This window comes from Polaribacter marinaquae (assembly GCF_038019025.1).
GTDB classification, from domain to species: Bacteria; Bacteroidota; Bacteroidia; order Flavobacteriales; family Flavobacteriaceae; genus Polaribacter; species Polaribacter marinaquae.
This window is the reverse complement of the sequence record NZ_CP150496.1, coordinates 262,141-284,334: the sequence shown is the minus strand read 5'-3', so window position 1 is coordinate 284,334 and position 22,194 is coordinate 262,141. Positions and strand designations below refer to the sequence as shown.

Annotated in this window: 23 protein-coding genes; 13 read left to right on the top strand and 10 right to left on the bottom strand. The window is 27.7% G+C overall.

The features are described 5' to 3' along the window. Window positions 1-2 precede the first annotated feature (2 nt). From purB to WG950_RS01295, 5 genes are all read left to right on the top strand, one after another. Window positions 3-1,346, top strand: a complete 1,344-nt coding sequence (gene purB / locus WG950_RS01315) for an adenylosuccinate lyase (protein ID WP_340933624.1) — start codon at window positions 3-5, stop codon at window positions 1,344-1,346. A gap of 1 nt (window position 1,347) precedes the next feature. Beyond that, a complete protein-coding gene (locus WG950_RS01310; protein ID WP_340933622.1) occupies window positions 1,348-1,833 on the top strand; it encodes a hypothetical protein in 486 nt (161 codons plus the stop codon). A gap of 1 nt (window position 1,834) precedes the next feature. After that, window positions 1,835-2,599 (top strand): TerC family protein, encoded by a 765-nt coding sequence (locus tag WG950_RS01305; protein WP_340933621.1) that lies wholly within the window; start codon window positions 1,835-1,837, stop codon window positions 2,597-2,599. A 49-nt stretch (window positions 2,600-2,648) separates the two neighbouring features. Beyond that, on the top strand, window positions 2,649-2,921 hold the full coding sequence (locus WG950_RS01300) for a hypothetical protein (protein ID WP_340933619.1): 273 nt from the start codon (window positions 2,649-2,651) through the stop codon (window positions 2,919-2,921). 81 nt (window positions 2,922-3,002) lie between these two features. Beyond that, a complete protein-coding gene (locus tag WG950_RS01295; RefSeq protein ID WP_340933618.1) occupies window positions 3,003-5,291 on the top strand; it encodes a TonB-dependent receptor in 2,289 nt (762 codons plus the stop codon). A 75-nt stretch (window positions 5,292-5,366) separates the two neighbouring features. Here the strand turns inward: WG950_RS01295 and WG950_RS01290 are convergent, their stop codons facing one another. Beyond that, entirely contained in the window at window positions 5,367-6,743 is a 1,377-nt protein-coding gene (locus WG950_RS01290) for an MFS transporter (RefSeq protein WP_340933616.1), read from the bottom strand. Window positions 6,744-6,826: 83 nt separating this feature from the next. Further along, the gene (locus tag WG950_RS01285) at window positions 6,827-7,636 is read right to left on the bottom strand and encodes a M48 family metallopeptidase (RefSeq protein ID WP_077809464.1); all 810 of its coding nucleotides are present in this window, start codon (window positions 7,634-7,636) and stop codon (window positions 6,827-6,829) included. A gap of 200 nt (window positions 7,637-7,836) precedes the next feature. Between WG950_RS01285 and msrB the strand changes: the two genes are divergently transcribed. From msrB to WG950_RS01250, 7 genes are all read left to right on the top strand, one after another. Continuing rightward, window positions 7,837-8,319, top strand: coding sequence for a peptide-methionine (R)-S-oxide reductase MsrB (gene msrB / locus WG950_RS01280; RefSeq protein WP_340933614.1), 483 nt, complete (start codon window positions 7,837-7,839; stop codon window positions 8,317-8,319). A gap of 89 nt (window positions 8,320-8,408) precedes the next feature. Further along, window positions 8,409-8,942 (top strand): DinB family protein, encoded by a 534-nt coding sequence (locus tag WG950_RS01275; protein ID WP_340933612.1) that lies wholly within the window; start codon window positions 8,409-8,411, stop codon window positions 8,940-8,942. Beyond that, entirely contained in the window at window positions 8,929-9,393 is a 465-nt protein-coding gene (locus WG950_RS01270) for a hypothetical protein (protein WP_340933610.1), read from the top strand. Before WG950_RS01275 ends, WG950_RS01270 begins: the two co-directional genes overlap by 14 nt. Before the next feature lie 75 nt (window positions 9,394-9,468). After that, complete coding sequence (ffh, locus tag WG950_RS01265) at window positions 9,469-10,797, top strand: signal recognition particle protein (RefSeq protein WP_079736728.1); 1,329 nt, start codon at window positions 9,469-9,471, stop codon at window positions 10,795-10,797. A gap of 145 nt (window positions 10,798-10,942) precedes the next feature. Beyond that, complete coding sequence (locus WG950_RS01260; RefSeq protein WP_340933609.1) at window positions 10,943-12,271, top strand: hypothetical protein; 1,329 nt, start codon at window positions 10,943-10,945, stop codon at window positions 12,269-12,271. After that, entirely contained in the window at window positions 12,268-13,146 is an 879-nt protein-coding gene (folD, locus tag WG950_RS01255; protein ID WP_077809470.1) for a bifunctional methylenetetrahydrofolate dehydrogenase/methenyltetrahydrofolate cyclohydrolase FolD, read from the top strand. Before WG950_RS01260 ends, folD begins: the two co-directional genes overlap by 4 nt. Beyond that, the gene (locus WG950_RS01250; RefSeq protein ID WP_340933606.1) at window positions 13,146-14,036 is read left to right on the top strand and encodes a YitT family protein; all 891 of its coding nucleotides are present in this window, start codon (window positions 13,146-13,148) and stop codon (window positions 14,034-14,036) included. The genes folD and WG950_RS01250 overlap by 1 nt, the downstream gene beginning before the upstream one ends. Here the strand turns inward: WG950_RS01250 and WG950_RS01245 are convergent. Next, a complete protein-coding gene (locus WG950_RS01245; RefSeq protein WP_340933604.1) occupies window positions 14,033-15,064 on the bottom strand; it encodes an AI-2E family transporter in 1,032 nt (343 codons plus the stop codon). The two genes, WG950_RS01250 and WG950_RS01245, sit on opposite strands and share 4 nt — an antisense overlap. Before the next feature lie 120 nt (window positions 15,065-15,184). Between WG950_RS01245 and WG950_RS01240 the strand changes: the two genes are divergently transcribed. Then, on the top strand, window positions 15,185-15,886 hold the full coding sequence (locus WG950_RS01240) for a TIGR02206 family membrane protein (RefSeq protein WP_340933603.1): 702 nt from the start codon (window positions 15,185-15,187) through the stop codon (window positions 15,884-15,886). Here WG950_RS01240 and WG950_RS01235 read toward each other — a convergent pair. From WG950_RS01235 to WG950_RS01205, 7 genes are all read right to left on the bottom strand, one after another. Continuing rightward, on the bottom strand, window positions 15,883-16,248 hold the full coding sequence (locus WG950_RS01235; RefSeq protein ID WP_340933602.1) for a cupin domain-containing protein: 366 nt from the start codon (window positions 16,246-16,248) through the stop codon (window positions 15,883-15,885). The genes WG950_RS01240 and WG950_RS01235 overlap by 4 nt on opposite strands. After that, window positions 16,249-16,638: a hypothetical protein gene (locus WG950_RS01230; RefSeq protein ID WP_340933601.1), complete on the bottom strand. Its 390-nt coding sequence runs from the start codon at window positions 16,636-16,638 to the stop codon at window positions 16,249-16,251. A gap of 6 nt (window positions 16,639-16,644) precedes the next feature. Further along, complete coding sequence (locus WG950_RS01225) at window positions 16,645-17,211, bottom strand: hypothetical protein (protein ID WP_079736735.1); 567 nt, start codon at window positions 17,209-17,211, stop codon at window positions 16,645-16,647. Between the two features lie 43 nt (window positions 17,212-17,254). After that, the gene (locus WG950_RS01220) at window positions 17,255-18,826 is read right to left on the bottom strand and encodes a helicase HerA-like domain-containing protein (RefSeq protein ID WP_340933600.1); all 1,572 of its coding nucleotides are present in this window, start codon (window positions 18,824-18,826) and stop codon (window positions 17,255-17,257) included. Between the two features lie 69 nt (window positions 18,827-18,895). Continuing rightward, complete coding sequence (locus WG950_RS01215; RefSeq protein ID WP_340933598.1) at window positions 18,896-19,897, bottom strand: DHH family phosphoesterase; 1,002 nt, start codon at window positions 19,895-19,897, stop codon at window positions 18,896-18,898. Between the two features lie 97 nt (window positions 19,898-19,994). Beyond that, a complete protein-coding gene (locus tag WG950_RS01210; RefSeq protein ID WP_340933597.1) occupies window positions 19,995-20,735 on the bottom strand; it encodes a LytTR family DNA-binding domain-containing protein in 741 nt (246 codons plus the stop codon). Then, the gene (locus WG950_RS01205; protein WP_340933595.1) at window positions 20,735-22,132 is read right to left on the bottom strand and encodes a sensor histidine kinase; all 1,398 of its coding nucleotides are present in this window, start codon (window positions 22,130-22,132) and stop codon (window positions 20,735-20,737) included. The genes WG950_RS01210 and WG950_RS01205 overlap by 1 nt, the downstream gene beginning before the upstream one ends. Window positions 22,133-22,194: the final 62 nt, after the last annotated feature.

The following is a 22,194-nucleotide window of genomic DNA, read 5'->3' as shown; positions in this document are numbered from 1 at the left end:
AAATGAACTTAACAAAATTAAATGCCATCTCACCTATTGATGGTCGTTATAGAGGTAAAATTGATAAACTTGCAAACTATTTTTCTGAAGAAGCTTTAATTAAATATAGAGTTCGCGTAGAAATAGAATATTTTATCGCTTTATGCGAAATTCCTTTACCACAATTAGAAGGTTTTGATACTTCTCTTTTTGAAGAATTACGTAAAATTTATACAGAATTTACAGCTGAAGATGCGCAGAAAATTAAAGATATCGAAAGCATTACAAACCATGATGTAAAAGCTGTAGAATATTTTATCAAAGAAAAATTTGATGCTTTAAATTTACAAGAATTTAAAGAATTTATCCACTTCGGATTGACGTCTCAAGATATTAATAATACCGCTGTTCCGCTTTCTATAAAAGAAGCAATGAATGATGTTTATGTACCTCAATATTTTGAAGTTTTAGAAAAACTACAAGAATTGGTTACAGAATGGGCAGATATTTCTATGTTGGCAAGAACTCATGGTCAACCAGCTTCTCCTACAAGATTAGGGAAAGAAATAGAAGTTTTTGTGGTTCGTTTAAAAGAACAATTCAATTTGTTAAATGATATACCAAGTGCAGCTAAATTTGGTGGCGCAACAGGTAATTATAATGCACATAAAGTAGCTTATCCTGCAATAGATTGGAAAGAATTTGGAACTACTTTTGTACAAGAAAAATTAGGTTTACAGCATTCTTTTCCAACAACTCAAATAGAACACTACGACCATATGGCTGCTTTGTTTGATACTTTAAAACGTATCAATACAATAATTATAGATTTAGACAGAGATTTCTGGACCTATGTTTCTATGGATTATTTTAAACAAAAAATTAAAGCTGGTGAAGTAGGTTCTTCTGCAATGCCACATAAAGTTAACCCAATCGACTTCGAAAATTCTGAAGGAAATTTAGGTTTGGCTAATGCAATTTTCGAACATCTTTCTGCAAAATTACCAATTTCTAGACTACAAAGAGATTTAACAGATAGTACGGTTTTACGTAATGTTGGTGTACCTTTTGGGCATACCATTATCGCATTTACATCTACTTTAAAAGGTTTAAATAAATTGTTATTAAACAAAGAAAAGTTCGAGCAAGATTTAGAAAATAATTGGGCTGTGGTTGCAGAAGCAATACAAACAATTTTAAGAAGAGAAGCATATCCTAATCCTTATGAAGCTTTAAAAGGATTAACTAGAACAAACGAAAAAATAAATCAAAATTCTATTGCTAACTTTATAGATACGTTAGAAGTTTCTGATGAAATTAAAAACGAATTAAAAGCAATAACACCAGCAAATTATACAGGTATTTAAAATGATAAAAACAGAAAAAAAGATAGAGAAAAAAGAGGTTTCAAAATTTATTTTTAAAAGAAATAAAGGCATTGTTTTGTCTCTTTTTTCTTGTCTTTTTTTTCTAATATTAGCTTCTTGTAAAGCTGAAAAAGGTGATCCGGATAGATTTAAACAAGGTGTTTTCGAAATTCCTGCCGGAGACGGTTATAGTAAAACTAAAATTACTAGAATCGATAGTTTGCAAATAGAAGAGTACGATAAAATTGTAAGTATTTCTGCAGATAGTTTAACCACAGAAAAAAGAATTAAACATATAGATACTTTATACATTAAATGGAAAAGTAATTTTTTCTATTCTTTAAAAATGAAATCACCAAAAAAGCAGTTAGACAAAGATGCTATTTATGTGCAAATAACTAAGATTAAAGACAGTTCTTACGATTTTTCTGCTAAAATAGGATTCAGTAAATTTTTAACCGACGGTACTATTTATAAAATAAAATAACATGGAAATATTTCTAAATGCAGATACTTGGGTAGCACTACTAACATTAACGTTTTTAGAAATAATTTTAGGTATAGATAATATTATATTTATATCAATATCTGCCAACAAATTACCAGAAAATCAAGAAAGAAAAGCAACAATTTTAGGTTTGGCCTTAGCAATGATTACGAGAATCATTTTGCTATTTGGTGTATCTTATTTAATTGCTTTAAAAGATCCTTTTTTAAAAATAGATATCGAATGGTTTAAAACAGGTATTACTGGTCAAAGTATAATTTTATTTTTAGGTGGATTATTTCTATTATACAAAAGCACAAAAGAAATAAGACAAAAAGTAGAAAACACAAACGAAGATGAAGTACTAAAATCACCAAAAGTAATTTCTTTTTCTAGTGTAATTATTCAAATAATATTAATAGATATTGTTTTTTCTTTTGATAGTATTCTTACCGCAGTTGGTATGACTAACGGAATCGAAGGTGCACTTATAATTATGATTATTGCAGTAATTGTCTCGATTCTTATTATGATGATTTTTTCTAAACCAATAAGTAATTTCGTAAATAAAAATCCAACAATTCAAATGTTGGCGCTTTCTTTTTTAATTTTAATTGGCTTTATGCTTATTACAGAAGCTGCACATTTATCGCATACAGAAATTTTTAACAAAACTGTAGGAGCTATTCCTAAAGGATATTTGTACTTTGCGATCGCTTTTTCTTTAGGAGTAGAAATGCTGAATTTAAAAATTAGAAAAAAGTAATTTTATCAAAGGTTTTAAACAACATATCAGTTTTTTATTTTTGTTCGTATTGATGTTTCCTGCATCAATACAAATAACCCACGCGCTAGAAAATCATGACCATGTGGTTTGTTCATCAAAAGTAGAGCAACACTTACATCAAGATTCTTTAAATTGTGATGAACTGCACAAACAATTAATAACATTTAACTTTACTTTTAATTCATTCGAATTAACAAACATAGAAATATACAAAAGTAATTTTATATCAAAAAAAATTAGATTTAAAGAAGTAAAAATTTCTAAAAAATCTTCTAGAGCACCACCTAAATTTACTATTTAGAACTATTTACCTATACCCTACTAATTATTTTTCAATATAATTTTCTGGGAAAATCTTCTATTTAATAGTAAATACATTACAATGAAATCATATTTAAAACTGCTATTTTTAACGGCATTTATATCTGTGAATGCTCAAAATAGCATTTCAGGAAAAATTACAGACACTAATAACAATGCACTAATTGGTGTAGAAATTCATGCACAAGAAATTCACAAAGGAACTATAACTAATAATGATGGTTTTTATAAATTAAAAAACATCCCAAACGGAAAAATTAAATTAACATTTACTTATTTAGGTTATAAAACTGTATCTAAAAATGTAGATTTAAACGATAACAACCTAGAAATTAATTTACAATTAGTTGAAACATTTTATGAAATAGACGAAATTATTGTTTCTACTCCTTTTAATAAATTGCAATCAGAAAATGTGATGAAAGTTGAAAGACTTTCTGCAAATAAATTGCAAAAATTAGGAGCTACAACATTATCCGAAGGAATTGTAAATATTGCAGGAGTTTCTCAAATCTCTACCGGAAATTCTATTGGTAAACCTGTTATTAGAGGTTTAAGCGGTAACAGAGTTTTGGTTTACACACAAGGTATTCGTTTAGAAAATCAGCAATTTGGTGGCGAACACGGTTTAGGTATTAATGATGCCGGTATTGGTTCTGTAGAAGTAATTAAAGGTGCTGCATCTTTACTTTATGGTTCTGATGCATTAGGTGGTGTTTTATATCTAAATCCAGAAAAATTTGCTTCTTCAAATAAAACAAAAGTTAATATCAATCAGCGTTACTTTAATAATACATTAGGAACAAATACATCCGTAGGAGTTAAAAGTTCTTTAGAAAATTGGAAGTTTTTAGCAAGAGGAACTTATGCTAATCATGCAGATTATAAAATACCTACAGATAAAAGAGTTACAAATACACGTTTTAACGAAAAGGATTTTAAATCTGGAATTGCATATTCTAAAAATAAATTTACATCAGAATTAAGGTACAATTACAACAAATCTAATTTAGGTTTAACAGAAGGAATCGATCTACAATCAACAAGTAATGATTTATTAGAACCGTTTCAAACAATAGACAATCATATTATAAGCTCTCATAACCACTTCTTTTTTGGAGATTCTAAATTAGATATCGATTTAGGTTATACTTTTAATGATAGACAAGAGTTTGAAGAACATGAAGAGCACGATGACCATGATGAGGATGAAGATGAAGATGATCATGACCACGCAGATGAAGACCATGATGAAGAACATGAAGAAGCTGCTTTAAGAATGAAATTGAAAACATTTACCTATAATGCAAAATATCATTTCCCTAAAATTGGAAGCTTAGAAATTTTATCTGGTATACAAGGTTTACATCAAACAAATACTAATTTTGGTGAAGAAATTTTAATACCAAATGCTACCGTAAATGACTTCGGAATTTTTACAACCGCAAATTACACATGGAATAACAATACTTTACAAGCTGGTATTCGTTTTGATAATAGAAAAATTGATACAGAAAGACATGAAGTTGCTCATGATGATGAAATACATGTTTTTGAGGCTGTAAATAAATCTTACAACAGTTTTACAACTTCTTTAGGTTTTAAAACTTCATTATCAGATCAAATTACTACAAGAATAAATGTTGCTTCTGGTTTTAGAGCTCCTAACTTAGCAGAATTAAGTTCTAACGGAGTGCATCATGGTACAAATAGATTTGAAAAAGGAAATAGTAATTTGGTAAATGAAAAAAATGTACAATTAGATCTTTCCTTAGAATACAAAACAGAACATTTCGAGGTATTTGCTAACGGATTTTACAACCATTTAAACAATTATATATTTATAACGCCTACGGATGAAATTGAAGATGGTGAACAAGTATTTACATATATACAAGAAAATGCAAAATTGTATGGTGGTGAATTTGGTTTCCATTTACATCCGCATCCACAAGATTGGTTGCATTTAGAAAGTACTTTCGAAACTGTAATTGGTAAACAAAAAAATGGAGATTATTTACCGCTAATACCTGCTAATACTTGGAGAAATACCTTTAGAACAGAATTTAATTATAAAGACTGGTTAACGCAAGGTTATACTTCTATTACATTAGAAAGTACTTTTTCTCAAGAAAATGTAAGCTCTTTTGAAACCCAAACTAGCAATTATAATTTATTAAATTTTGCTTTAGGTGGAGATGTTTCTATAAGAAATGTAAAATTTACAGGTTCACTTAGCGTTAATAATTTATTAAATAAAAAATATATCAATCATTTATCTCGATTAAAAAATGATGGAATATTTAACCAAGGTAGAAATGTAGTTTTAGGAATTAATGTTCATATTTAAATTGAACATTTGTGTTCATAAAAAAAGTGTCACTAAACAGTGACACTTTTTTATTTTAATAATTTTATTCTAAAATTAATGTACGTGTTCCGTTCTTTTTAAAGTACTTAATACAATTAAAGCAGCTACAAAAAACAAAGCCAAAGAAAGAACACTCCATTGCATAGAGTCTGTTAAATAGATTAAGAATCCGAATACAAAAGTTCCTAATACAATTGCTATCTTTTCTGTAACATCATAAAAACTAAAATACGTTGCATTGTCTTGAGTTTTTGGTAAAAGTTTAGAATATGTAGATCTTGTTAAAGATTGAATTGCACCTAACACCAAACCTAATAATCCGCCTAAAGCATAAAAATAAATTTCTACATTTTTTAATTCTTTTTCTAGCATAAAAGCAGAAAAACAAACTAAAATCCATATGAAAATAGTGATTTTTATTGCCATAAAATTTCCTAATTTTTTAGAAACGTTAGAAAAAACCCAAGCACCTAAAATAGCAACAAACTGAATAAGTAATACCGTTACAATTAAATTTGTAGTACCTAAACCTAATTCTGATGAACCAAAAATTGTTGCTAATAAAATAATTGTTTGTACACCAACACTCAGTAAAAAGAAAGCAATTAAAAAGTTTCTTAAGGTTGGATATCCTTTTAATTCTATCCAAACTTTTTTTAGTTCTTTAAAACCCTTCCAAATAAAATCTTTTTCTGGTTTTCTATTGTAAATATTGTTTGGCAATTTTTTAAATGTTATTTGTGCAAAACCAATCCACCATAAGCCCACCATAACAAAAGATATTCTCATGGCCTTTAATGATGCTGCATTTTTAGCATCTTCTATAGCTTTTTCAATTTCTAAACTGTTACCAGAAGATAATATAGTCTCAGAAATACTGGTATCAAAACCAAAAGTATTAGGTGCTAAAATCATTCCTAAACAAATTAAAAGTAAAATTATAGAACCAATATAACCATGAATAAAACCTTTAGCACTTGCAGCATCTTGTTGTTCTGGATGCGCAACTTCTGGTAAATAAGAATTGTAAAAAACAATACTAGACCAAAAACCAATACTTGCTAAAATTGTACAAATAATACCTATCCAAGCGGTGTTTAAATCTTTAAAGAAATACATAGAAATTACAGACAAACCACCAAGCCAACAAAAGAATTTCATAAACTTAAGTTTGTTACCCGTATAATCTGCAATAGCAGATAAAATTGGAGACATAAATGCAACAACTAAAAAAGAAAAAGATAAAGCGTAACTGTATAAAGTATCTGGGTAATCCCATTTCATGCCTAAAAATGTTACAATTTCATCTTTTGTTATGGCGCTATAAAATAAAGGGAAAACAGCAGTACTAATAACTAAAGAATACACAGAGTTTGCCCAATCATAAAAAGCCCAAGCATTAATTAATTTTTTATCTCCTATTTTTAACATATCGTTTTTTTAAATAAAAATGCCGTTCAATGTGTATTGAACGGCATACAATATAGTAAAAGTTTTTACCTTTTAAATTATTTTTATTTTGCGGCTACATTAAATTTAGCTGCATACTTTCTTGCGGTAGGTAAATACGTTTTTAAATCTTGAATTCTAGATTCGTTAGAAGGGTGTGTACTTAAAATTTCTGGTTGAGAGCTTCCGCCAGATTTCTGGCTCATTCTTACCCAAACTTCTGCAGCTTCTGTACCATCATAACCAGCCATAATCATAAATACCAATCCTAATCTATCTGCCTCTTGTTCGTGAACTCTACTAAACTTTAAAACTCCTAAACCAGAACCTATTCCAAAAGCAGTATTCCATAATTGTTGTGTTTTTGCATCTTTACCAGAAGTACCTAAAGCCACAGCTAATCCTCCGATTTGTTGTAATTGTCCTTGAGACATTCTTTCTTGGCCATGTTTAGCAAATGCATGTGCAACCTCGTGCCCCATAACTGCTGCTACTCCATCAACATTTTTACAAATTGGCATTATACCAGTATAAAAAACCACTTTCCCTCCTGGCATACACCAAGCGTTTACCGTATTGTCTTCTACTAAATTAAATTCCCATCTATAAGCTTCTGCTTCACTAGTCATATTATTGGCTCTCATAAATCGATCTACAGCAGCTGCAATATTTGTACCAACACTTTTTACTTGATTAGTCATGGTTCTATTTGTAGAAAGTTTATTTTCTTCTAAAAAACCTTGATATTGTGCAAAACTTGCAGGTAAAACTTGTGAATCACTTACAAAATTAACTCTACTTCTACCTGTAATAGGAACTTTACTACATTCTGAAAAAAGAATAACAGTAAATAATAAAATGGCTATTTTCTTCATTTTTGATTGTTTTTATTCTAATATTTTATTTTCGATAGCAATTTATAAATTTTATTATTAGAATTTGAACTATATCAGTTTTAATCTTAACTGAAAAAGAAAATCACTTTAAAATGAATTTTAAAAAAAGTAAATTTGTGTAAGTTTTCGATAGCTATATCGACAAAATAATTCAATAAAAACTTACAAATAAAATCATCATGAATAAAATATTTTCATTAATTATTATTTTCTCTTTCTTTAGTTGTGCTGGTAATGCTCAGAAAAAATCTGATAAAGCCAAAACGTACAAAATCTCAAAAACAGATGCACAATGGAAAAAAGAACTAACAGAACAACAATATTATGTGCTTAGGCAAGCAGGCACAGAAAGACCACATTCTAGTGAATTAAATAAAATAAAAACGCCAGGAACATTTGTATGTGCTGCATGTAAAACACCTTTATACGAAACAAAACATAAATTTATTTCTGGAACAGGATGGCCATCTTTTGATAGAGCAGTTAAAGGAAACGTAGAATTAGATGTAGATTATAAAATTGGTTATGCAAGAACAGAACTTAAATGTAATACTTGTGGTGGCCATTTAGGGCATTCTTTTGATGATGGGCCACAAGAAACCACAGGAAAACGTCATTGTATTAACGGAGTTGCTTTAGAATTTATTCCGAAACAAAAATAATTTGTAATCATTTTAATGATATAAGAGCTTTAGCAAAGCTCTTTTTTTATGCTTTAAATTTTGTATATTTATTGATATAATTATTCTGAATGAATAAAAAAGAAATAATAGAATTGTTACAAACTAATCATGATATTTTAATCGATTGGTTAGAAAAACAACCCAAAGAAATTTGGGAAAAAGGTCCTTCTGATAAATGGACTACTGGGCAGCATGTTCTGCATCTGGTTAACAGTTTTCAATTATTAAACAAAGCTTTAAACTTTCCGAGATTCTTTTTAAAACACAAATTTGGTTTGTGCAACAGAGAAACAAGAGATTACGATACGGTTGTTAAGAATTATCAAAATAAATTAAAAGGCAATGAAGATAAGGCGAGAAAATTTAATAGTAAATTAAAAAAACCTTCTTTAAAAAGTAGAAAAAAAATACTTCGTAAATTGTCTTTATCTAATAAAAAACTTCAAAATAAAGTTAGAAGAAGAAGTGATTTAAATTTAGACCGATTGGTTATTCCACATCCTTTAATGGGTAAAATGACTATTAGAGAAATTGTTATGTGGTCTGCATATCATTTAGAACATCACACTACTATTTTTTCAGAAAAATATGAAAACTTATAAAGTATCTTTATTAAAAAACTGTTTAGATAAACCATACTTAACATTTCTAGCGTTTAGCATTTCGTTCATCATCTTAGGTATTGTAAATAATAATCTTATAAATATCGATTTTATGGATATTTACATGACTATAAGTATCAATTATTGGTTCTATGTATCTGCTGTGTATTTTTTATTAATTGCTTTTAATTATTATATTTTAAAATGGACAGGCAAAAAACCAAATAAATGGCTCACTATTTTACATTTAATTACCCAAATTTCATCATTAGTAACCTTAATGATTTCTCAATATTTTAAAACCCTAAAAACATATAATAATTTAGATTACAAAAACTTATACAATTATAGTTCATTATTATTTACAATAGCAATTATATTTTTCTTGATTTCTATTTTTTTACATTTTACAAACTTTTTTACCGCATTATTTTTAAAGAAAAACTTGTAAAAAAAGGCATTAATAACTTTCTTAAAATTCTTGTTAATTTATTATATTTGTGTTTCCAAAAAAAAGACACAAATTATGTTTAATAATTTAAGCGATAAATTAGATAAAGCCTTACACACCCTTAAAGGACACGGTAAAATTACAGAAGTAAACGTTGCAGAAACTTTAAAAGAAGTTAGAAGAGCGTTATTAGATGCCGATGTTAACTTTAAAATTGCAAAACAATTTACTAAAAGTGTTCAAACAAAAGCAATAGGACAAGATGTATTAACTACATTAAATCCTGGGCAATTAATGGTTAAGTTAGTTAAAGATGAACTAACAGAACTAATGGGTGGTGAAACTGTAGGTGTTAACCTTGGTGGATCACCAACCGTAATTTTAATGTCTGGTTTACAAGGTTCTGGTAAAACAACTTTTTCTGGAAAATTAGCTAACTTCTTAAAAACAAAAAAAGCAAAACAAGTACTTCTTGTTGGTTGTGATGTTTATAGACCTGCAGCAATTAACCAATTACAAGTAGTTGGTGAGCAAATTGGTGTAGAAGTATATGCAGAAGTTGGTAATAACAATCCTGTAGAAATTTCTAAAAACGCTATACAACACGCCAAAGCTAATGGCAAAAATGTTGTAATTATCGATACTGCTGGTCGTTTAGCTGTTGATGAAGAAATGATGACAGAGATCTCTAATATTCATAAAGCAATTACGCCACAAGAAACGCTATTTGTTGTAGATTCTATGACAGGGCAAGATGCAGTTAATACAGCAAAGGCCTTTAATGATATTTTAAATTTTGATGGTGTTGTTCTTACAAAGTTAGATGGTGATACTCGTGGTGGAGCTGCGTTATCGATTAAATCTGTAGTAGACAAACCAATTAAATTTATTGGTACTGGAGAGAAGATGGATGCTATAGACGTTTTTCATCCTGATAGAATGGCAGATAGAATTCTTGGAATGGGAGATGTTATTTCTCTTGTTGAAAGAGCTCAAGATCAATATGATGAAGAGGAAGCTAGAAAATTACAGAAAAAAATTGCAAAAAATCAGTTTGGTTTTGATGATTTCTTAAATCAGATTCAGCAAATAAAGAAAATGGGAAGCATGAAAGACCTTATGGGTATGATTCCTGGTGCTGGTAAAGCAATGAAAGATATTGATATTGATGATGATGCTTTTAAAGGTATTGAAGCAATTATACATTCTATGACACCTTCAGAAAGAAGCACACCAACAACTATTAATGCTAGTCGTAAGAAAAGAATAGCTAAAGGTTCTGGTACATCGGTTACAGAAGTAAATCAATTGATGAAGCAATTTAATCAAATGAGCAAGATGATGAAAATGATGCAAGGTGGTGGTGGCAAAAAAATGATGCAAATGATGAAGGGAATGAAATAAAATAAATATAAGCTGCAATTTTGCAGCTTTTTTTAATTAATAAATGTACATTTTTTTGCAAACGTTATTCAAATCAAAAAATAAAAGAATCCTTTTCTTTATTTCTTTTGGTGTCTTACTATTTCTGTTATCTTTTAAAAATGGAATGTTTTGGGATAATGTATTGTTTGCTTCAAAAATGGGTAATCATTTGTATGAAAACTCTTTATTCGACTGGAATATTCCTATTAGTTTCGATCCTGGTCATCCGCCTTTTTTAGGTTTTTTATTAGCCATTTTCTGGAAAATTTTTGGTCATGAATTATGGGTTTCTCATTTATTGATATTACCTTTTACTATTGGGTTCTTTTTTCAAATTAGAAAATTTATTTCCTATTTTATAGAAGCTTCTAATAAGCACTTCTTTTTATTTATTCTAATAATTGCAGAACCAAGCTTAGCAACCTCTTTTGTTATTGTTAATCCAGAAATAATTATTCTATTTTTCTTTTTTTTAGTTGTAAACTCGATTCTATTTAAAAACGATTACTTAAAATTTATTGGTCTTATATTTTTAAGCATTATATCATACAGAAGTATGATGTTAGTTGCAGGAATTTTTCTTTATGATGTGCTGAATAAATTATACATTCAAAGAGAGAAAATAAATTCTATCTTAAATTTTAAATTCCTGTTAATTTATTTTTTTGGCAATATAACTGGCATCTCTTTTGTGGTTTGGAGACTTATTACTAAAGGTTGGTTGCAAACTCATCCAAATTCTCCTTGGGCTAGTTTATGGCAATTTGTTGATATTAAATGGTTTGTTAAAAACTGTTTTATTTTAGTACAAAGATATTTAGACTTTGGTAAAATTTTTATTTTCTTATTTTTAATTGTTTCGTTCATTCTTTTTGGTAAAAAAATAATAAACTCTATTAAAAATAAACAGTTATTATTATTATCAATTTCTTCTGTATTTTTTATTATTCTAATTTCATTAATATCTACTAACACCATTGGCCATCGATATTTTATAGTTTCTTATATTATATTTATAACACTATCTTTTAGAATAATTATATTCTTTTTTACTAGAAAAAAAATTATTTATAGCATCTTATTTCTTGGTCTTGTAACAGGTAATTTATGGATTTATCCAAAGGAAATCTCACAAGGTTGGGATGCTACTTTAGCCCACATTCCTTATCATTCTTTGCGCTTAGAAGCTATTAATTATTTAAATAAAGAAAATATTAATGTCGAAGATGTTGCTAGTTTTTTTCCTAACTTAACCAAATTAGATTTTGTTGATTTTAAGGGAGACACAAGATCTTTTCAAAAATTTAATAAAAAAAACAAGTACGTTTTTTACGCCACAGTTTTTAATTTATCTGATGATGAATTAAAAAGTTTAGAAAATGACTATAACATATTAAAAGAATTCAATAATTTTAACATAACTATCAATATTTATATTTTAAAAGAACAATGATTTTATTAGACGGAAAAAAGACATCTGCAGACATTAAAGAAGAAATTGCTTTAGAAGTTAGAGACTTAAAAGACAAAGGCCATAAAACGCCTCATTTAGCTGCGGTAATTGTAGGTAACGACGGTGCTAGTATAACTTATGTAAATGCAAAAGTAAAAGCATGTGAACGTGTTGGCTTTGAATCTACATTAATTAGACTTTCAGAAGAAACTACAGAAGAAGAACTACTTAACGAAATTGCTGTTTTAAATGTAGATAATGATATTGATGGCTTTATTGTACAATTACCATTACCTAAACACATAGACGAGCAAAAAATATTAATGGCAGTAGATCCTGAAAAAGATGTTGATGGATTTCACCCAACTAACGTTGGTAAAATGGCTTTAAACTTACCAACATTTATTTCTGCAACTCCTTTCGGAATTTTAGAATTATTAGATAGATACAACGTAGAAACATCAGGTAAACATGTAGTTGTTTTAGGAAGAAGCCATATTGTTGGTAGTCCAATGAGTATACTTTTATCTCAAAAACGTAAAGTTGGTAATGCAACTGTTACAATGTGCCATAGTAGAACAAAAAATTTAAAAGAAATTACATTACAAGCAGATATTGTAATTGCTGCAATTGGTATTCCAGAATTTTTAAAAGCAGACATGGTTAAAGACAATGTAACTGTGATTGATGTAGGAATTACGCGTTTAGCAGATTCAACTAAAAAAAATGGTTTTAGATTGGTTGGCGATGTTGCTTTTGAAGAAGTTTCTAAAAAATCTGATTTTATAACGCCAGTTCCTGGTGGAGTAGGTCCTATGACAATTGCAATGTTATTAAAAAATACTCTTTTAGCTTGTACTAGAAAATCTAAATAATGTCAATTAAAAATGTAACCACTTACCTATCAGAATATTTTCAAATATTTGTTGGAATCGTTTTAACAAGTTTGGGCTTGAAGGCCTTTTTATTACCAAACGGATTTCTAGATGGTGGTGTAACTGGTATTGCACTTTTAGTAAGAACGCAAGTAGACATTAACATGTCTTATCTATTGTTAGTATTCAGTATACCTTTTTTAATATTAGGTTATTTTACAGTTTCGAAAAGAATTGTAATTAAATCTATTATAAGTATTTTAGGCTTAGCCTTGTTTATTCATTTAGAGAACTTTCAAACTATTACCAACGATAAACTGCTAATTTCAATATTTGGTGGTTTATTGGTTGGTTCTGGTATTGGAATAGCGATAAGAAATGGTTCTGTTTTAGATGGATCTGAAATTTTGGGTGTTTACTTAAACGATAAATTCGGATTAAGCATCGGTAAAATTGTATTATTTTTTAACATTATTCTATTCACAATAACAGCTTTTGTGGTCTCTGTAGAAGTTGCTCTCTATTCAATTTTAACATATATAATTGCCGCTAAAGTTACAGATACAGTAATAGAAGGCTTTGAAGATTTTATTGGTGTAACAATAGTTTCTAGAAAACATAAAATTATTAAAAAAGCTATTTTAGAAGAATTGGGTGTAGGTTTAACAATTTACAAAGGATCTTCTGGTTTTGGTAGCAACGGCAAATCAGAAGATTTTGATATAATCCATTCTATAATCAATAGAATAGATATTAAAAAAATGTATCGAATTGTACAAAATTTAGATGAAAATGCATTTATTGTAGAGTTTGATGTAAATAGTGTTAAAGGCGGAGTTTTAAGACATTATATTAACAAGAAAAAAAACAAAAAACTACCAATTATTTAAAGTACATTTTCTTCTGATCTTTGTGCACCAAATTCTTTTCTATAAATTCTTACTATCACTAAGAATAAACTTATTAGTAATGGTCCAAAAATTAAACCAATAAATCCGAATAAAGGCACACCAACAATAACACCAATTAATGTAATTAACGGATGTACATTATCTAATTTCTTTAAAACAAACAGCCTTATAATATTGTCTGTAGAACCTACTACAACTAAACCATAAATTAGAATTCCCCAAGCTGCAAAATTGTTTCCTGTAGAAATTGTTAAAATAAAAACGGGTAAGATTCCTATAAGAGTTCCCACAAACGGAATCATAGAACCTACAGTAACAATTATAAACCAAAAGAAAGGATCGTTAATATCAAATATTAAGAAACCAATTAGAGCAATTATACCTTGACCAATAGCAACTAACGGAATACCAATTGCATTAGAACGAACCATTGCTTGAGATTCTTCTCCTATAATTTTTAAATTTTTATCACTTATTGGTATATATTGATACAAAGAATTTCTAAGTTCTGATCTATTGGTAAACATATAATACAACATAAAATACATGATACCAATTGCTATAAAAATATTAAATGTACCGCCTGCAAAACCTTCTAAATTGCTTGTAACCCAAGTAGAAACTTCAGATACATTAATTTTTTCAGCTAAATCATAACCAAATCTATTTTCTATTTTACCAAATATATCTTTTAGGGCCTGTGTAACTTCTGCAGAATTTTTAACTGCATCTCCTATTTTACTGCCCAACATCATTAATAAACCTGTTACTGGTAATAAAATGCATACAAATGATATCAACATTAAAAATATTGCTGCTACATCTGGATGCCATTTTCTTTTTACTAAAATAATCATCCATTTTCTTAGCAAGACATACACAGTTATAGCACCTAAAACGCCCGATAAATAAGGCATCATTTCCTTAAAAATCAAAATACCTATAACTAATATTAATAATAAAACAAATACTTGTCTTATGGTTTTGGGTGCAATTGTATCATTCATAAAATAGATTTTATGCAATTTATTAAATTATAAATCTATATATTGTAAAAATCAATTATAAATTTAACTCATTTAAACCTCATAATATTAGAGGTAACAAAATTATATTTAGTACGTTTTATGGATTTCTTTTTGAAGGAAAACAATGATTTTACACCTTTTACAAATCAGCACTTAAGTGTAGTCGCTTGTTTAATTATTTTTGGATTTCTTTTACTTTTATTTGCAAAAAGTCAATCTAAAAGAAAACAAATATTAATAGGAAATATATTTGCTTTCAGTCTTTCTTTTACCGTAATACTAGGTACAATTATAAACTTTTATAAAGGAAACTTTAATTATCAAAAAGACTTACCATTACATTTATGTAGTTTTATGGCAATTATTATACCTGTTTTGTCACTTACCAGAAAACTTATATACTACGAAATTCTTCTATTTTTAGTCTTTGCAGGAACTTTACAGTCCTTAATAACACCAGATGAATCTAATTATTTAAATTTTAAGTTTTTTAGATATTGGTTTGTACACGCAGGACTAATCATTTTTATGCTATATGCCACGTTTATATATAAAATGAGACCAACTATAAAAAGTGTAGCAAAATCATTTTTAGCAATGCAAATTTATATGATAATTATGTTTGTATTAAATTATTTCTTAGGTTCTAACTATTTTTACACCAATAGAAAACCAGATGCTGAAACCTTATTAGATTTATTCGGAGAGTGGCCAAAATACATTTTTGTAGTAGAGATTATAGTAATCCCTTACTTTTTACTAATTTATTTACCTTTTTATATCGCAAAAAAAAGGTCTTAATTTTCTTCTCGATTTACTAAATCGATAGAAAATGCAGGTAAACAAACTGCAAGATATTCACAAGGTTCATCAAAAGGATTTGAATATTGCACTCTAGTATTTTTTTCAATTTTAATAGACTCGCCTGTTTTTAAAATAACAGTTTCTCCATCTATAATAAATTGCTTTTTACCTTTAATAATATAAGTGTATTCGTCAAATTCTGGTTTTTGAAATGGCTCACTCCATTTAGATGGCGCAACCATATGTGCAATACTTATTTGAGAATTACCATCAGTTGCATTACCAAAATGTTCTTCTATTAATTTACCATCTGTTGTTGGTACAACAAACGGAGATTTCTGAATTGTGTATTTTTTCATTTAATAAACGATGTTAAATTCTCTTCTTATAATTTGTTCATTTCTATTAAGACTATCGTATTTATTTTCTTCAAAATAATAAGAAACAGCCTTTTTTAAAATTTCTGAATCTAGTAAAGAATTTGATAATGTAGAAAGTTTAAAATTAGATCTATTATTTGCACCGATAACTAATCTTAAAGAATTTAGTAAAGATTTATCATCTAGCAAGCAACCAATAATACCTATAGACTCGTGTTCTGAAACATGACATTCATTTAAAATACCTCTTTCTATCTCGTTAATTTTAATATCATTATCAAGATAATATTGAAGAATAATTCTTCTTTCGAACTCAGAATTTGGTCTTAAAATTGAATCTTTACTATTTTCTATAGAATACGTGCTCATATTCTATTAATTAAACCAAACAATAAAAGATTTCATTTTTGCTAAATCAGGAATTTGTTCTAAAGTTACATTCTGAGTAGAAAAATCTTTTAAGCCTAATTCTTCTTTGTCGATTCCTATAGTTGCGTTTAAATCATCTATAAATAATGTTGCAGTAGAAAAAGTAGACTCTACTCTATTTATATTATTGTTTAAGTTTATTTCAGAAAAACTAGAATTAATATTGATACCAGATTCAGTAGCATATCTTGAATCATGAATTTCGATACTTTTAATTGTAGATACAGAATCTAATTGTTCTTTAGGTACAATTGTTAGTTTTAACTTCCCTCCTTTTTCATATACCAAATACTCGTCATCATCTTGAAAATAATTATCACCTAAAGCCCCTTCACTTAAATTTTTAACAATAGAATCATTTTCAAAAATTTCATCTAACTCTTCAATAGTTGTTTTTGGTGTTAAATGACCTACTTTACCTTTTTCTATTGTAAATCTTCCTCCATCGCCACAACTAATTACTAAAAGTGAACATGCAATTATTACTATTGATAATATATTTTTTTTAATCATACTTGGTAGTTTATACGTTTATAACGTGCTATATCTATTTTTGTTATTTTAAAACTTTTTTTAATATTCCGAAGGCTGCTCTTATAAAGGTTGCACTTGTAAGTACTTTTACAATTGGGTTTTGAGCTGTACTTCTTCTTCTAGAATAACTTCTAGACGCTTTTTCTTCTCTTTTTCTTTCTCGTTCTTTTTCTTTTGCTAGTTTTTCTCTTTCCTTCTTTTCTTCAGCCTCTTTAATTGCTTTTGCTTCAGCTAAATTTACTTTTTCAATTTTAGAGTTTAGCAACTCATAAGCGCTTTCTCTATCTAAATTTTCATTGTATTTATAAAAAAGTCTCGAATTATTAATAACACTTTTAAGTTCTTTGGGTGTTAAAACATCCATTCTACTCATTGGTGCTCTTAACATTGTTCTAGCCAATGGTGTTGGTATTCCTTTTTCGTTTAAAACAGAAACAAAGGCTTCACCAATACCTAATTGAGTTAACACTTCTTTCGTATCGTAATATTCAGAATCTGGATAATTCTCTGCAGCCAATTTTATTGCTTTTCTGTCTTTAGCAGTAAACGCTCTTAATGCATGCTGAATTTTTAAACCCAATTGTGCTAAAATATCTTCTGGTACATCTTTAGGGTTTTGCGTTACAAAATACAAACCTATACCTTTAGAACGAATCAATTTTACAATACTTTCTATTTGATTAAGCAATGCTTTAGAAGCTTCTTCAAAAACTAAATGTGCTTCATCAATAAAAATTACCAATTCTGGTCTTCCAGAATCCCCTTGCTCTGGAAAAGTTTCATAAACTTCTGCCAATAATTGCAACATAAATGTAGAAAACAACTTTGGTTTGTCTTGAATATCTGTTAAACGTAAAACAGAAATAATTCCTTTACCGTCTTCATCTATTCTTGTTAAATCTTCTACATCAAAAGATTTTTCACCAAAAAACAAATCACCACCTTGTTGCTCTATTTCTACAATTTTACGTAAGATTGCACCTGTACTTGCAGTAGAAATTCGACCATATTCTGCTTGAATCTCTTCTTTACCTTCTTGCGTTACAAATTGTAATACCTTTTTAAAATCTTTAATATCTAACAACGGATATTTATTGTCATCACAATATTTAAAAATTATAGATACAATTCCGCTTTGTGTTTCTGTTAAATCTAAAATTCTAGATAACAAAACTGGTCCAAATTCTGATATTGTTGCACGCAACCTTGTACCATCTTGTTCAGATATCGTTAAAACTTCAATAGGAAATTTTTGAGCAGTAAATTCAAATCCAATTTTTGCATGACGTTCGTCTATTTTTGCATGTCCTGGGCTTGGTTGTGCTAAACCAGAAAGGTCTCCTTTTATATCCATTAACAAAACCGGAATTCCTTTTTCTGAAAGGTTTTCTGCTAAAACTTGTAAAGTTTTGGTTTTTCCGGTTCCTGTTGCACCAGCAATTAAACCGTGCCTATTTAAAGTTTTTAAAGGAACTTTAACAATGGCGTTTGTTATGGTTTCTTCACCTAACATTGCAGCGCCTAACTCAATAGACTCACCTTTAGTTTTGTAGCCATTATTAATGTATTCAAAAAATTCTTCCTGCTGACTCATCTTCGTAAATTTTGATAAAAATAATCAAACTTTAACATTTAAGAAATTATTTGAAGAGTTTTGTTCCTTCTAATTAGAAAAATATTCCGGAATTAAACTTTTAAGTTTTACCAATGTTTCTTCTACAGACAATTCACTCATTCCGCCAGCTGCATTTGCATGACCACCACCATTAAAATGTTCTTTTGCCAAAAGGTTTACAGGATTTTCTGCTCCTTTAGATCGAAAAGAAATTTTCATAATTCCGTCTCTTTCTGTAAAAACTATGGCGGCTCTCATGCCTTTTATTGATAAAACTAAATTTGCTAAATTATCGGTATCTCCTTTAACATATTTATACTTTGCCAATTCTTCTTTAGACAAAGAAATTATAGCAACATTATAATCATATAAAACCTCTAACTTTTCGCTCATTGCAAAACCTTGTAAGCGCAAGCGAGTTTCTGTATTATTATCACTCAATTTTTCGTGAATTAAATGATGTTCTACACCTGCAGCTAATAATTTAGCCAAAACCTCATGCGTTCTTGGTTTTACAGAATTAAATCTAAAACTACCTGTATCTGTTAAAATACCTAAATACAACGGGGTACCTATTTTAGCGTCTAATACATCTAAATTATCAGACTGCTCTATTAAATCTACAATTAATTGTGATGTTGATGATGCAGTTGTTTCAGAAACAATAATATCAGGAAAATCTTCTGGATTTAAATGATGATCTATCATTATTTTCTTAGCAGTAGAAGCTGCCAACAAAGATTCCATTTCTGGCCCTACTCTACTAATTGCATTGTAGTCTAAACAAAAAATTAAATCTGCTTTACTGATTTTATTTGCAACTTCTTCAGGATTTTCATCCATTAAAAGTATTTCTGATGTATCTAACCAATGTAAAAAACCGGGTGCTTTATCGGGATGACAAATTACTGCAGATTTACCCAATTTCTCTATAAAATGAAGTAATCCTAAAGATGAACCTACAGAATCTCCATCTGCAGATTTATGAGCTGTTATTACGATGTTTGAAGCTGTTAATATTTCAGCTTCAATTTTCTTATAAATATTCATGAAAATTATTTTTATAATTACTTTAGAAGTGTAATTATTTTAAAGTTCGCGAAGTTAGGATTATTATTGAAGTGAAGTAATAATTTCAATTTAAAAATTAATCAATCCAATTTTTAAAATCTTTTACACGTTCTCTACTTACAATAATTTCGGATTCATTATAAGAATTTAAAATTAACTTTAAACGAGAATTAGAATACGCAATGATATCTTTTATAGCGTTAATATGCACAATAAAAGTTCTGTTTACTCTAAAAAATTTTTCTGGATTTAGAATATTTTCTAAACTTGATAATGAGTAATTAATTATATAATTTAAATTAGAAGTTTTTAAATATGTTGCATTTTCTAAACTATAGAAAAAAGATATTCTATCGATTTCAATTATTTTAATCTTTTTACCAACTTTTACAGTAAAAGATTCTTTAAAATTATCAATCTTAAAATTACTAACTAACTTTTTAAATTTTTCTAAGTCGATATCTTTTTGATGAATTTCTTTAACTTTCTCGATTGCATTAGAAAGTTTTAGTCTATTAATTGGTTTTAGTAAATAAGAAATACTATTGTAGTCAAAAGCTTTTAAACTATAGTTACTAAATGCGGTTGTAAAGATTATTTTAGAAGTAATATCTATTTGTTTAAAAATATCAAAACACAATTCGTCAGAAAGTTGAATATCTAGAAAAATAATATCTGGCTGTTTATTATTTTGAAACCAGTTTATAGAAGATTTTACTGATGTTAATACTGATAAAATTTCAACATCAAAATCTTTTAAAATTCTCTCTAATCTTCTTGCTGATGGCAATTCGTCTTCTATAATTAAGGCTTTCATTAAACGGTTTCTAAAATTGGTAATTGAATAACAAAATGTGTTTCAGATTTTTTTATAATTACTTTATCATCTGTAAAATAAGCAATTCTTTGTATTATATTTTCTATTCCTTTTTTTGAATTTTCTATCTTTACTGATTTTAGAATCTTATTATTTTCTACAATTAAATAATTTTCTTCGGATGTAATTTTTACATCAACAATATTATTTTCATTGATAATATTATGTTTTACAACATTTTCTAAAACTTGCTGTAAAATGGTAGAAACAATGTATTTTTCATTTATTTTTTCATCAATAGATATAGAATAATTAAAACCAACTTCAAAACGACTTTTCAAAAGTTGTAAATAGCTTTTTGCAAATTCAATTTCATCTTTTACTAAAACTACATCTTGCTTTTCTTGCTCTAAAAAATAACGATAAATATGTGATAAATTTTCAGAAAAAGTTACTGCTTTTTTAGGATTTTCTTCAATTAAACTGGTTAAAACATTAATATTATTAAACAAAAAATGCGGACTTATTTGATTTTTTAATTGTTGATAGTTTAATTGTGATTCTATAGATTGTTGAATTAAAAAAGTTTTTTCTTGTTTTGAAACAAGTTTCAGAAAATACAAATGAGTTAATAGCACTATACACAAGTAATAAGGTGAAAATAAGGCTATTGACAATAATATGTTTAAATAAAGCCTATTAGAAAAAGTAATCTCATATGTTCTAGTCATTAAAGGCAGAGTCGTAAGAAAATCAAATAAAAGTATAACCAACAAGTACATAATAATAATTTTAAATAAATTATTGCTTTGAAAGTTATTTAAAAAAGTAATAGTTAAAAAAGCGAAAAGTAAACCAAATGGAAATAATGTTGTCCAAACAAAAATCAATTTTGTAAAACTAGCAGAACCTAATATTATTAAAATACTATATATAATTGTTGTAGTTAGAGCTATTATTAAAATCTTCTTAATTGAATAACTAACTTTTAAGAATAACTTTCCATTTTTATCAGCATATTTCGATTTAATCAATAACAAAAAATTAAATAATAATGAGATAAAAAAACCAATTAAAGAGTTCATTAGAGTTGTAAATTCTAAAAAACTATAACTTTCTTTCAATAATATTTTCGAGAAATATAAATAAATAGCTACAAAAACTAATCCAAAAGAAATTAATGGAGCTTTAATATAAAAATTGCTTTTTTGATTTTTTCTAAAAGTGAATATTGATATAGAAACTGGTAAGAAAATTATTATAAATGATGTAACATAAACTTTAAAAAAATCATCTTTTTCATAATTATTTAATGATTTCGAAATAATATGTGAACTTAAAATTATAATTAAATAAACAACTAATGATACTAATATTAACCTTACTTTTCTTTTCATAATTTCTAATTTTCATCAAAAATGAAACTTATCATCATCAATAAAAAAAGAAATATAGTGAA

Bases quoted from the DNA above. Each gene is read 5' to 3' on its own strand.
- purB (WP_340933624.1), top strand. From the start codon at position 3: ATGAACTTAACAAAATTAAATGCCATCTCACCTATTGATGGTCGTTAT.
- WG950_RS01310 (WP_340933622.1), top strand. From the start codon at position 1,348: ATGATAAAAACAGAAAAAAAGATAGAGAAAAAAGAGGTTTCAAAATTT.
- WG950_RS01305 (WP_340933621.1), top strand. From the start codon at position 1,835: ATGGAAATATTTCTAAATGCAGATACTTGGGTAGCACTACTAACATTA.
- WG950_RS01295 (WP_340933618.1), top strand. From the start codon at position 3,003: ATGAAATCATATTTAAAACTGCTATTTTTAACGGCATTTATATCTGTG.
- WG950_RS01290 (WP_340933616.1), bottom strand. From the start codon at position 6,743: ATGTTAAAAATAGGAGATAAAAAATTAATTAATGCTTGGGCTTTTTAT.
- WG950_RS01285 (WP_077809464.1), bottom strand. From the start codon at position 7,636: ATGAAGAAAATAGCCATTTTATTATTTACTGTTATTCTTTTTTCAGAA.
- msrB (WP_340933614.1), top strand. From the start codon at position 7,837: ATGAATAAAATATTTTCATTAATTATTATTTTCTCTTTCTTTAGTTGT.
- WG950_RS01275 (WP_340933612.1), top strand. From the start codon at position 8,409: ATGAATAAAAAAGAAATAATAGAATTGTTACAAACTAATCATGATATT.
- WG950_RS01270 (WP_340933610.1), top strand. From the start codon at position 8,929: ATGAAAACTTATAAAGTATCTTTATTAAAAAACTGTTTAGATAAACCA.
- ffh (WP_079736728.1), top strand. From the start codon at position 9,469: ATGTTTAATAATTTAAGCGATAAATTAGATAAAGCCTTACACACCCTT.
- WG950_RS01260 (WP_340933609.1), top strand. From the start codon at position 10,943: ATGTTTTGGGATAATGTATTGTTTGCTTCAAAAATGGGTAATCATTTG.
- folD (WP_077809470.1), top strand. From the start codon at position 12,268: ATGATTTTATTAGACGGAAAAAAGACATCTGCAGACATTAAAGAAGAA.
- WG950_RS01250 (WP_340933606.1), top strand. From the start codon at position 13,146: ATGTCAATTAAAAATGTAACCACTTACCTATCAGAATATTTTCAAATA.
- WG950_RS01245 (WP_340933604.1), bottom strand. From the start codon at position 15,064: ATGAATGATACAATTGCACCCAAAACCATAAGACAAGTATTTGTTTTA.
- WG950_RS01240 (WP_340933603.1), top strand. From the start codon at position 15,185: ATGGATTTCTTTTTGAAGGAAAACAATGATTTTACACCTTTTACAAAT.
- WG950_RS01235 (WP_340933602.1), bottom strand. From the start codon at position 16,248: ATGAAAAAATACACAATTCAGAAATCTCCGTTTGTTGTACCAACAACA.
- WG950_RS01230 (WP_340933601.1), bottom strand. From the start codon at position 16,638: ATGAGCACGTATTCTATAGAAAATAGTAAAGATTCAATTTTAAGACCA.
- WG950_RS01225 (WP_079736735.1), bottom strand. From the start codon at position 17,211: ATGATTAAAAAAAATATATTATCAATAGTAATAATTGCATGTTCACTT.
- WG950_RS01220 (WP_340933600.1), bottom strand. From the start codon at position 18,826: ATGAGTCAGCAGGAAGAATTTTTTGAATACATTAATAATGGCTACAAA.
- WG950_RS01215 (WP_340933598.1), bottom strand. From the start codon at position 19,897: ATGAATATTTATAAGAAAATTGAAGCTGAAATATTAACAGCTTCAAAC.
- WG950_RS01210 (WP_340933597.1), bottom strand. From the start codon at position 20,735: ATGAAAGCCTTAATTATAGAAGACGAATTGCCATCAGCAAGAAGATTA.
- WG950_RS01205 (WP_340933595.1), bottom strand. From the start codon at position 22,132: ATGAAAAGAAAAGTAAGGTTAATATTAGTATCATTAGTTGTTTATTTA.